This window comes from Komagataeibacter intermedius TF2, from assembly GCF_000964425.1.
Classification (GTDB): domain Bacteria; phylum Pseudomonadota; class Alphaproteobacteria; order Acetobacterales; family Acetobacteraceae; genus Komagataeibacter; species Komagataeibacter intermedius.
Genome location: NZ_BANF01000070.1, coordinates 1 through 879, shown reverse-complemented (window position 1 = coordinate 879; position 879 = coordinate 1). Strand labels below are relative to the sequence as shown.

Sequence of the window (879 nt, the reverse complement as noted above, 5' to 3'; positions counted from 1 at the left end):
TCCCACCAGCCCTTGCCATCGTGATTGACAATAATGGCCTCACTATCACGGCGAAATTTCAGGTTACGTGCGGAACGCTGCGCGGTGGCCTGCCGATCCAGCCGGAACCCGGCTTTCTCCAGAACAACGGCGCAGTTTACAGCATTGCGAAGCTCATCAAGTTCTCTTTGCTGTGCTTCCGGGGAAGATGTGTAAGCCATGAGAGACACTCCTTCACGAACAGCATGGGTTGTGTTTCAGACCGCTCCGGTATTTACGGTGAGTATTTGAGATGATCGTGCGGAAACATCCGACAACCTCTGTATGGTTCGTCGAGATATTGCGTCCTGATATTCCGCGTTGAGGGTTTTTATTCTGCGTAACCTGCAAAAGAATACAGGATGCACGAATGGCTGCAGTTTACGCGCGGCAGAAAACGGCATGTGCCCGCGCCACTGCGCGCGCATTACCGGGACCATGGATGAGCGGGCACTCACGACGCCAGATACTCCCTGTGGAGTATCTGGCCTGCGCCCACATCATGCGACTGATAAAAAAATAAGGTTCACGAGCCCGTATAAAGGTCGATAGAGAAACAGGAGAGACACAGTTCATCCCCGATGTGGACGGACGACCGGCGTTCCGGTGTCGGCCGATAGACTTTCCCGATCGCCCATGCCATCAGGTCGGACAGGCCTCACAAGTATTCATGACGGGAACTGGCGCAGCAGAAACCGCACTTTCTTTTCCCTGAACAGGCACAATGCTCCGGGTCATTGACGACCCGGAACATCGCGCGGCCTAAAACGGGATTTCGTCATCCACTTCCTGCGCGTTGGAAGTTGCGGCAGGAACGGGGCGCTGTGCAGCGCTCCGCGAGGGACGCTCTTCATCAAAACG

At 55.2% G+C, this 879-nt stretch carries 1 pseudogene; it reads right to left on the bottom strand.

From position 1 onward, the window contains the following. Positions 1-200: pseudogene (locus tag B7449_RS10945) on the bottom strand (hypothetical protein); the annotation flags it as partial. Positions 201-879 lie beyond the last annotated feature (679 nt).